Consider the following 10,614-nt stretch of genomic DNA (forward strand, 5'->3'; position numbering starts at 1 on the left):
CTGAAAAACAGGCCAGACCAAGACGGGTGTGAGAACGCCGCAGCCCAGCCATCAAGTCAACCTTGATTGACAGGATCTCAGCGTGGCGAAAAGTGCACTTTATGTCAACCTTGGTTGACGAGATTGTCGCCATCTGGCGATAGCAGCGCAGTAGGCGATACGCCGGCCTTAGGCCTTGATCGATGCTGCGCAGGAGGCGTTAGGTCTGGAAGCGAGCTTCCAGACCTATCGTCCGGGAATTGCTGGAGCAACTCGGTGAATGACAGGGGGAAACGGTGCCCGTGCCGTGTGTCCGTGGCCAGCGGAGCAACGTAATCATCCGCGTGGCCAGCGAAAATGAATTGCGTGTCGTCATGTAGTTGGAGCGTTCACTGCCCAACCCCGGACGCCGTGACGAGTTCACGACGATTCATGACAGCCTCTTTTCTTGTTCCAGGCAGTGCCGTGGAAACGGCTCAGCGGTTGCGAATGCGCTCGGCTAGCGCACCAAGGGGCTTGGCCATACCTCGCCGTATCCGCGCGGGGAAGGTTTCCGCGGCATAGATGGGAGCGGGCGTAACCTGCTCCCCGGCCAGCCGATACTGCGGAAAAAGACTCAACGCGTGGCCACGAGCGATGCCGTACTGCACCGACTCCGACCACAGGCCATTGTCGTCCAGGGTCTGGCATTGCAGCGTGGTGATCGGCGCTGGCGCGAACGGGAAGTCGCTACCGAAAAGTATGTGCGAAGGATCCACTAGCTCCTTCAAAGCAACCATCGAATAGCGCGACGGTGAAAGCGCGGTGTCGAAATAGAAGCGCTTTACATACGTCATCACACCTTGAGGCGCTTGGTCCTTGAACTCCGGCAGGGCGTTCGCCAGGGAGATACGCCAAGCCACATAAGGCAGGAAACCACCGGAGTGCGCCAGTATCCAGCGGATCTTCGGGAAGCGTTCCAGGGTTCCGGTAAGGATCAGGTTGACCGCCGCCCTGGTGGTATCGCAGAGAAACTCGAGCAGGAATCCTGGCGTCTGCAAGCCTATCCGTTCGCTGGTGGCATGCATGTTGGGATGGACGAACACCACAGCCTGGCGGCGATCGAGTTCGGCCATCAGCTCCTCGAAACGCGGGTCACCGAGAAAGACACCATCGGTGCTGCCGAGCAACACTACGCCGTCCGCCTTGAGTTCATCGAGCGCACGCACGGCTTCGCGGCAAGCGGCATCGGTGAAAGGGGTGGGAAGCACGGCGAAATTGCCGAATCGCCCTGGAAAGTCCTCGCGCATCTGCGCAGCGAAATCATTGCATTGCCGCGCCAGCTCCCGCGCCTGCTCCACACCACCGCCGAAGTGCACCCCGGGAGCCGACAATGAAGTTATCGCGGTCTGGATGCCGTTGACGTCCATGACCTCGATGGACTTCTGCGGCGTCCATCTCGGCAACGGCGCCCCTGCCACTTTCGTCAAACCCATTTTGTCCATTGTGGCAACGAAAGCTGGCGGAATGATGTGATGATGGACGTCTAGGCGCCCTTGCTGGATGGACATGGTTATCCCCGTCGGTGGAGTTCGAATGACCGCGAGCGCATGCGCCCGGGCACACAGGCGAAAAGAACACTACCAGCAAGATATGAACATCAATGTTCACAAGGTGTCAATTCAGATCACCTATCCTTCGCCCCCTCATCGATCATGGGACAGTCAAATAACTCTTGACTCCGGATGAACACGACTGTTCACTCTGAGTCACGGTTAACAGGATCTTTTATGAGCGCAATCGAAAAACGCATCCATGACGCCGCCATCCGCATCTTCGCCGAGCGACGCATGGACGAAATCAACGTCAGCGAACTCGCGCAGACCGCCGGTGTTGCACGCGGCACCATCTACAAGAAGCTCGAGTCGGTGGATTCGCTGTTCGAGAACGTCGCGAGTCAATTGGCAGCGGAGATGAACGAACGGGTTGGACTCAGTGCAGCCCCCGATCTGGACCCGGCCCAGCGTCTGGCTAACGGCATCCGCTTCTACATCCGGCGAGCCCATGAGGAGCCACACTGGGGCGCGTTCTTGGTGCGCTACTCGGCCACCAGCCTCTCGCTGCAAAAAATGTGGGATGGCCCCCCGGCACGTGACGTGCTCGATGGCCTGTCCAAACATCGCTACAGCTTCCGCCCGGAGCAGATGGTATCGGTAATCGGCATGCTTGCCGGCTCGGTGCTGATCGCCATCGCCCTGGTGCTCGAAGGCCATAAAACCTGGAGAGATGCCGGCGCCGACACCGCCGAGCTGGTGCTGCGCGCGCTAGGGGTGCCCCCGGAAGAAGCGCATGCATTCGCCAGCGCGCCGTTGCCGGTACTACCAACTCTCGACTAACGCAGAGCCCCCATTGCCTTGAACGGCGCGCCCTTCCGGCGTGCCGCAGGGGGCGCTCAGCCCGAAGAAAGGAGACAACAACAATGAAAGCACTCCTTCACCACTATCACCTGCCACTGCTTGCCAGCAGTCGCTCGCCGACCTCCTAGCTAACGCGGCAGCCGCCGCCAGCCCTGCGCTACTCCCTTGCACGGCGCCCGTATCAACGGGCGCCGGGAAGATGCTCATCCGCAGAAAAGTCGACAACAACAAAAAGAGGCTTAAACATGAAAAGGGCAAATCCCCTGCACCTCAGGCCACTGCGTCTGACCACCGCACTAACCCTTTATGCCCTGACAGTTCCCACCAGCCAGGCGGCGACCTTCACCCTCGGGGAGATCGAGGGGCAGTTCGACTCTTCGCTGTCGATCGGCTCCAGCTGGTCGACGCAGAACCCCAAGGCCAAGCTGCTGAACAGCCACAGCGTGGACGACGGCAAGCTCAACTTCCGCTCTGGCGACGCCATCTCGCGGGTGTTCAAGGGCCTCCACGACCTGGAGCTGAAGTACGGCGATAGCGGTGTGTTCGTCCGCGGGAAGTACTGGTACGACTTCGTCCTCAAGGACGAGGACCTGCGCTTCAGGAACATCAGCGACAGTGGCCGCGAAGAGGCGGCCAAATCGGCCGGCGCCGAATTCCTCGACGCCTTCGTCTACCACAATTACGAGCTCCGCGAACTGCCCGGTGTCGTGAAGGTCGGCAGGCAGGTGGTCAACTGGGGCGAGAGCACCTTCATCCAGGGCGGCATCAACGCCATCAACCCCATAGACGTCTCCTCCTTCCGCCGCCCTGGCTCGGAGATCAAGGAAGGGCTGGTGCCGGTCAACATGTTTTATCTCTCTCAAAGTCTGAGCGAGAGTTTCTCCACCGAAATGTTCTACCAGTTCGGGTGGGACAAGACAGTCATCGACAACTGCGGAACCTTCTTCTCCGGCAACGACGTCGTTGCCGATGGCTGCGGCGGCCTGCCGGTGGGCCCCGTCATATACCAGAACCCGCTCGCCCAACAGGCTCTGTCCCCGTTCGGAATCAAGCTAACCAGCGAAGGCATCGAGATTCCGCGCGCGCATGACAATGACCCGCGCGATAGTGGCCAATGGGGAATGGCGCTGCGCTGGTTCGCCCCGCAGTGGGACAGCGAATTCGGCGCCTATTTCATGAACTACCACAGCCGCATGCCCTACATCAGCGCTGTAACCAGCCCTCATGCGGCTGATCCGGGCTTCGCTCCGGAGCTCTGCGGAAACCTGGGCGTCCCGGCCGCTGCATGCTCCGCGGTATTGGGGACGGCGGCAGGCCAGAGTCTGGCGCAGGCCTATCGGCTCGGCACTTCGAAGTACTACATCGACTATCCCGAGGATGTCCGTCTTTACGGCCTGAGCTTCAGTACCAGTCTACCGACGGGGACCACGCTCGCCGGAGAGGTCAGCTATCGCCCCAATATGCCGCTGCAGATCAACCCGTACGATTTGATCACAGCAGGAACCGGGGTCACAGCACTGTCCCCACTGTTGTCTTCTGGCGCGATCAATCTGCAGAACTCTACCGCCATTTCTGGCTATCGGCGCAAAGAGGTTACCCAAGCCCAGGTTACGGCAACGCACTTCTTTGACCAGGTAATGGGGGCTGATCGCCTGACGCTGATCGGCGAGGTCGGATACGTGCACGTCGGCGGACTTGAAGGCCGAGGTGGTGTGCGGTACGGGCGGAGCACTGCCTATGGAGGCGGCGCAATCTACCCGGACAACAGCGTGTGTACGTCCACCAGCGCCACTCCGGAGTACTGCACCAACGATGGCTTCACCACTTCAGATGCTTGGGGATACCGCGCGCGAGCCATCTGGGAGTACTCCAACGTCATCCAGGGGCTGGAGCTCAAGCCGAACCTGGCCTGGTCGCACGACGTTGACGGCTACGGTCCCGAGCCTGGTTTCAACGAAGGCTCCAAGGCCGTAAGCATTGGCCTCGATGCCACCTACCTGAACACCTATAACGCGAGCCTCTCGTACACCAACTTCTTCGGCGGTGATTACAACGTCAACGTCGACAGAGACTTCGTCGCGCTGAGCGTCGGCGTTTCCTTCTAACGGAGAACAACAATGAAAAATGCCTCCTTGCGTATTGCGCTGCTTGGCGCAGCTCTGTCCATGCCACTCCACTCCATTGCCGCTGTCTCCGAAGCCGAGGCACAAAAGCTCGGCACGAGTCTCACCCCAATGGGGGCAGAGAAAGCAGCCAACGCCGACGGCAGCATCCCCCAATGGACTGGTGGCTTGCCGACTACTGCGGGCCAACGTGGGACGGATGGTCGCCTCAGCGACCCCTTTAGCAGTGAAAGGCCGGTATTCACCATCACTGCACAAAACCTGAACCAATACGCCTCCAACCTCTCAGCCGGCCAGCAAGCAATGTTCAAGCGCTATCCGGACTATCACATGAACATCTACCCGACACATCGCACGGCGACATACCCGGACGCAGTGTTCAAGGCTATCGCCGGTAATGCTCGCAAGACGAGCCTCGTGGGTGGCGGGAACGGTCTGCAGGATTTCCAGACGGCAATCCCCTTCCCTATTCCCCAGAGCGGCATCGAAGTTCTCTGGAACCATATCACCCGTTACCGCGGCGGAAGCGCCCAGCGCAATCATGTGCAAGCCGTGCCGACCGCCAATGGCACCTTCACTCCGGTTCACTTCAAGCAGCAATTCACCTATCGCGATCAGCTCAGTGACTTCGATCCCGGCAAGGAGAGCAACGTGCTCTTCTACTACAAGCAGTTGGTAACCGCGCCCGCACGGCTTGCCGGCGACGTCGTTCTCGTTCACGAGACACTGGACCAGGTCAAAGAGCCCCGGATGGCGTGGATCTACAACGCGGGTCAGCGTCGTGTGCGCCGAGCCCCCCAAATCGCCTACGACGGGCCCTACCCTGCGTCTGATGGCCAGCGCGTTGCGGACAATCTGGACATGTTCAACGGCGCTCCAGATCGCTACGAGTGGAAGCTGCTCGGTAAGCGCGAGCTCTATGTCCCATACAACAACTTCGAGCTCGAATCACCGGCCCACAAATACAGCGACATCCTGCAGCCCGGTCACATGAACCAGGATCTGGTCCGTTACGAGAAGCATCGCGTGTGGGTTGTCGAGGGGACGCTCAAGCCCGGCGAGCGCCACATTTATGCCAAGCGCGTCCTGTATATCGACGAAGACACCTGGCAAGCGATGGTTGCGGAGCACTACGACGGCAGGGGCACGCTCTGGCGAGTAGGCGAAAGCTCGATGACGCCGCTGTATGACAAACAGATCCCCTACCTGGGCGTTGAAGCGCTGTACGACTTGATCAACGGCCGCTATCTGGTCTCCGGGATGACCAACGAAGAAAAAACCGGAGTCGAATTCGGCTTCAAGGCCAGCGCCGCCGATTACACCCCCACCGCCTTGCGCAATTCCGGCGTGCGCTAGCGCCGCCATCCCCTTTCCGAGAAACAGTCCTTGGGAAAATTTTGCCATTAAATGAACACTACTGTTCACAAGTGGACATTATTGACCTAGAGTAGGTCCATGCTTCGAAACGTGCCGACAGGCCTCCATAACAACAGGAGCAACGCAGTGAACATGAAAGAAACCATTTCCGAGCTGCAGACCCGCAGTGTCGTGGTCGGAAAGCGCCAGATATTCGTAGCCGAGAAAGGCACTGGACATCCGGTGCTCATGCTCCACGGGGGTGGTCCGGGCGCCTCGGGCCTGTCCAACTACTCGCGCAACATCGACGCCCTCGCTGAGCGATTCCGCGTCCTGGTGGTGGATATGCCCGGTTATGGCAAGTCGTCCAAAGGCGTGAATCGCGACGACCCGTTCGGCGACCTTGCCAGCGCCATGCTTGCCCTGCTGGATGTGCTCGGCATCAAGAGCGCTCACATCATCGGCAACTCGCTTGGGGGCGCCTGTGGCCTGCGAATGGCTCTGGAGGCACCCAGCCGTGTATCGGGGCTGATCCTCATGGGGCCCGGTGGAGTCAACACTACGCGGAGCCTCCCTACTCCCGGACTCAAGCTGCTGCTGGACTACTACAACGGCGATGGCCCATCTCTGGAAAAGATCACGCACTTCATCCGTGACTACCTGGTTTATGACGGGAGCCAGGTATCCGACGCGATGATCGAAGAGCGCTATCGCTCCAGCATTGATCCGGAAGTTGTAAAGCAGCCCCCGCTGCGACGCCCACCGAGCCTCGGTGCGGCAATCCGCATGGACTTCACTCGCGATCATCGACTGAAAACCTGCCAGGTACCGACCCTGGTCCTCTGGGGTACGGAAGATCTCGTGAATCGCCCCAGCGGTGGTGCCACCCTCCTCAAGCGCATGCCCAACTGCGATCTGTACCTCTTCGCCAAGACCGGCCACTGGGTGCAATGGGAACGTGCCGATCAGTTCAATGCCATCAGCACCTCCTTCCTGGCAGTGAACACGCCTAAGGCCTGAGTGGAGGATATCGATATGGCTCAGGACATCTTCGGCGCCAGTAGCATGGGCTATGCGGTTATCGAATCCGAGCGGATGGATCGCTGGCGAGCCCTGCTCAAGGCTGGCATCGGCTTGCACGAAGCGCAGGCTGACTCAGAGGTATTGGCCTACCGCATGGACCAGCACCAGCGGCGGATCATTGTGAAGCGCGGCGCAGCCGAAGACCTCGTCGCCGTTGGCTGGCAGCTTCGTGACAAGAACACGCTGAATGAGGTGCTTCAGCGCCTGAAAAAGCTCGGGATCGAGGCAATGCGAGGGTCTGTAAGCCAAGCCGCCGATAGGGGTGTCCGTGAGTTCTGGGAAGTCATCGGCCCGAAACGGCTTGCGGTCGAGTTGTTCATCGAGCCGCTCACTGACGATGGCCCTCTCGAGATGCTTAGTCCCGGATTCATAACTGGAGAGATGGGGATGGGGCACCTGGCGATCACATCTCGAAAGCCCGAACAGATGCGGCGCTTCTGGCAGGAAGTCTTCGATGCACGCCACAGCGATCACATCGTTGAACGCATCGCGGGCGTCACGCTGGACATCGACTTCTTCCGGGTGAATCCACGACATCACTCGATTGCGATTGCTGTCGTCAAAGACCTGCCCATGGACCCGATTCGTACTCGAATTCAGCACATGAATTTGTTGACGACGTCCGTCAGTGGGCTCACTGACGCTTTCCTCCGCTGCCGCAAGTTGGGCTTCGAAATGGCGCATGAGATCGGGGAGCACCCCAATGATCGCGAGCAGTCCTTCTACGTAATGACCCCTTCAGGGTTCGAAATGGAACTCGGATGGAATGCCTTGGAAGTCAATGAAGAAACGTGGCGCACGACTTCCTACAAGGGCATCAGCCTCTGGGGCCACAAGCCCGAAAAGCAAACCCGCTGGAAAAAGCTGACCACCAACCTGGGCAATTTCGGTCGCGGCTTCCGCTCGCTTTTCAACACTGAATATTCACCGCTCTAGGGAGACGCGCTGGAGATGGACAATAACAAGAAGCTGCATGGCGAAACCGTTGATGTCGTGATTTCGGGACTGGGCCCAACGGGTGCCACCTTGGCGCACCTGCTGGGTAAACGCGGTCTGTCGGTAATCGTGCTGGAGCGTGAGCCAACCTTCTATGGAAATGCTCGGGCCGTATACACCGACGATGAATGCATGCGAATCATGCAGTCCGCCGGCGTTGCAGATGAACTTGCAGAAGACATGCAGATCGACACGCCGGCCCAGTGGACCTTTGCCGATGGTCGCGTGCTTGGCCAGTACTGGCAACTGAACCGTCCGTTCGGCTGGCCCGTGATCAACTTCTTGTATCAGCCCTGGATGGAAACGCGCCTGACCGATCTTCTCCAGCGCTACCCCAATGTCCTGATTCGACGAGGCCGGGAACTCACTGCCTTTGAACAAAACGATGAATGGGTGACCGTCACTCATCAGGCCACGCGGACCTTCCGCTTCAGTGAAAGCAGCGACGCGCGTAGCGAGCACGAAATTGACGTAGACCCCCAGATCATTCGAGCTCGCTATCTGGTCGGCGCCGACGGCGGTCGAAGCACCGTGCGCGAGTCGCTCGGCATCAAGATGGACGGCAAGAATTTCCCGGAGCCGTGGCTGGTTGTTGACCTGGAGCTTAAAGAGGGTGAGGAAGCTCTGCGACACATCCCCTACTTCAACTTCGTCTGCGACCCCATCTGCCCCACCGTCAGCTGTCCGCAGCCGGGAAGATTCCATCGCTTCGAGTTCATGCTCATGCCCGGCCAAACCAAGGAGTACATGGAGGACCCGGCAACCGTCCGCAAGCTCATCAGTCGTCACGTCGATCCGGATAAATTCGACGTCAAGCGACGCCTCGTTTACACCTTCAACGCCCTGGTCGCTCAGGAATGGCGCCGGGGACGTGTGCTGCTCGCGGGTGACGCGGCGCACATGACGCCGCAGTTCATGGGCCAAGGCATGAGCTCGGGTGTGCGCGACGCTTATAACCTGGCCTGGAAACTCGACGCTGTCCTCAAAGGCAGGGCGGGTGATCAGCTTCTGGATACCTATAGTCGGGAACGCTACCACCACGCCAAAGCGATGATCGACATTTCGGTCGTGATGAAGGATTTCGTTTCGATGGCCCATCCAGTGAAGGCGGCCCTGCGAAACATCACTGCCAAAACGTTGCAGGCCACCCCGATCATCGGCAAGTGGATTCGTGAAGGTGGCTTCAAACCGACGCCAACCTATAAGGCCGGCACCTACCTGGGCATACCGCGCCGCGGTCGTCGATCCGTCGAAGGAAAGATGGTTCCCCAACCCCATGTCCGAACCTTCAAGGGTAAGAGAGTGCTGCTCGACAGCCTCATGGGCGAGGACTTTGCGCTTATTGGTCTGGGCGTGAACCCTCAGGACTTCCTCAATGGCCAGTCTCGTGCACTGCTCGCCGCGCAGGGGGTGAACTACCTGAGCCTGTTCCCCATCGGCGGCCGGCCCCAGGGGAAAGATGTTCAACGCCACACGCCCAGCGGTCTGGTTGAGGTCGAAGAAGTCGGCGAAGAAATGCTCAAGTGGTTTAAGCGATCAGGCGCAAAACAGAACGCTGTAGCCATCGTCCGGCCAGACAAGTTCGCCTTTGCCGTCGTATCGGGCGACAAGTTGAATGCCGCTATCGAGGAACTCGGTCGTCAACTCGGTTGGTCCGCTGCACTCGCCGGCTCTGTAACTGAACAACAGCCGCTGAGGAAATCCGCATGAGCCTCGATTCAGAAGTGCTTGAGAGGCTCGCTGCCGATCTGCGCCATGCAGAGCTGCATGGGGAGGCCATTGCACCTCTGCGCACCGAGCTTGGTTCGGACAACGGAGACGCAGCCTATGCCATCCAACGTATCAATGTTGAGCATTGGCAAAGCACGGGGCGCCGGATCGTTGGCCGCAAAATTGGTCTCACCAATCCCAAGGTGCAAGCCCAGTTGGGCGTCGATCAGCCTGACTTCGGGACTCTGTTCGCTGATATGTGCTACGGCGAACAACAGGGCATCGCAATCGAGCGTGTGATGCAACCAAAGATCGAGGCCGAGATTGCCCTGGTCCTGGGGCGCGACCTGCCTCGGGCAGATACCACGTTTGATGAGCTATGCGCGGCAGTGCGATGGGTGCTTCCTGCGCTGGAAATTGTCGGCAGCCGCATTCGCAACTGGGACATCCGTTATGTCGACACCGTCGCTGACAATGCCTCCTGTGGCGCCTATGTGCTAGGTGGCCCGCTTCGTCGGCTGGAAGGGTTGGATCTGCTCGATTGTCAGATGCGGATGACATTGAACGGGCAGGAAGTATCCAGCGGCAGAGGGCGGGAGTGCCTTGGGCACCCGCTGAATGCCGCAGTCTGGCTGGCTCGCAAAATGGCGTCACTCGGCACGCCCCTCCTCGCTGGGGACCTGATCCTGACTGGCGCTCTTGGCCCCATGATTCCCGTGAAGGAGGGGGACAGATTCACCGCCACCCTTGAGGGAATTGGAAGCGTCTCTACCCATTTCTTCAGCGCCACCCCAGATGCTGTCTTTCTACCGAGCTAAGAGAAGACCATGAGCCAGAAACGCAAAGTCGCCATCATCGGCTCCGGCAACATCGGCACCGACCTGATGATCAAGCTCCTGCGCAACGCGCAGCACCTGGAAATGGCCGCGATGGTCGGCATCGACCCGGCCTCCGACGGTCTGGCCCGCGCA

General features: G+C 59.5%; 8 protein-coding genes and 1 pseudogene. 8 read left to right on the plus strand and 1 reads right to left on the minus strand.

The window, feature by feature from the left end; translation table 11 throughout:
- Positions 1-455 precede the first annotated feature (455 nt).
- Positions 456-1,529 carry an amidohydrolase family protein gene (locus VV867_RS14910; protein WP_328566825.1) on the minus strand — a complete coding sequence of 358 codons (1,074 nt, stop codon included), beginning with the start codon at positions 1,527-1,529 and terminating at the stop codon, positions 456-458.
- A 219-nt stretch (positions 1,530-1,748) separates the two neighbouring features.
- Here VV867_RS14910 and VV867_RS14915 point away from each other — a divergent pair, with 219 nt between their 5' ends.
- From VV867_RS14915 to VV867_RS14950, 8 genes and pseudogenes are all read left to right on the plus strand, one after another.
- The gene (locus VV867_RS14915; protein WP_328566826.1) at positions 1,749-2,354 is read left to right on the plus strand and encodes a TetR/AcrR family transcriptional regulator; all 606 of its coding nucleotides are present in this window, start codon (positions 1,749-1,751) and stop codon (positions 2,352-2,354) included.
- Between the two features lie 266 nt (positions 2,355-2,620).
- On the plus strand, positions 2,621-4,480 hold the full coding sequence (locus tag VV867_RS14920; RefSeq protein WP_328566827.1) for a DUF1302 domain-containing protein: 1,860 nt from the start codon (positions 2,621-2,623) through the stop codon (positions 4,478-4,480).
- Between the two features lie 12 nt (positions 4,481-4,492).
- Entirely contained in the window at positions 4,493-5,854 is a 1,362-nt protein-coding gene (locus VV867_RS14925; protein WP_442965030.1) for a DUF1329 domain-containing protein, read from the plus strand.
- Positions 5,855-6,007: 153 nt separating this feature from the next.
- A complete protein-coding gene (locus VV867_RS14930; protein ID WP_328566833.1) occupies positions 6,008-6,874 on the plus strand; it encodes an alpha/beta fold hydrolase in 867 nt (288 codons plus the stop codon).
- A 15-nt stretch (positions 6,875-6,889) separates the two neighbouring features.
- Entirely contained in the window at positions 6,890-7,873 is a 984-nt protein-coding gene (locus VV867_RS14935; protein ID WP_328566828.1) for a VOC family protein, read from the plus strand.
- Positions 7,874-7,888: 15 nt separating this feature from the next.
- On the plus strand, positions 7,889-9,643 hold the full coding sequence (gene mhpA, locus VV867_RS14940) for a bifunctional 3-(3-hydroxy-phenyl)propionate/3-hydroxycinnamic acid hydroxylase MhpA (RefSeq protein ID WP_328566829.1): 1,755 nt from the start codon (positions 7,889-7,891) through the stop codon (positions 9,641-9,643).
- Positions 9,640-10,461 carry a 2-keto-4-pentenoate hydratase gene (mhpD, locus tag VV867_RS14945; RefSeq protein ID WP_328566830.1) on the plus strand — a complete coding sequence of 274 codons (822 nt, stop codon included), beginning with the start codon at positions 9,640-9,642 and terminating at the stop codon, positions 10,459-10,461. Before mhpA ends, mhpD begins: the two co-directional genes overlap by 4 nt.
- Positions 10,462-10,470: 9 nt before the next feature.
- Positions 10,471-10,614, plus strand: a pseudogene (locus tag VV867_RS14950) (acetaldehyde dehydrogenase); the annotation flags it as partial.

Source organism: Pseudomonas sp. JH-2 (assembly GCF_036231725.1).
GTDB lineage: Bacteria > Pseudomonadota > Gammaproteobacteria > Pseudomonadales > Pseudomonadaceae > Pseudomonas > Pseudomonas delhiensis.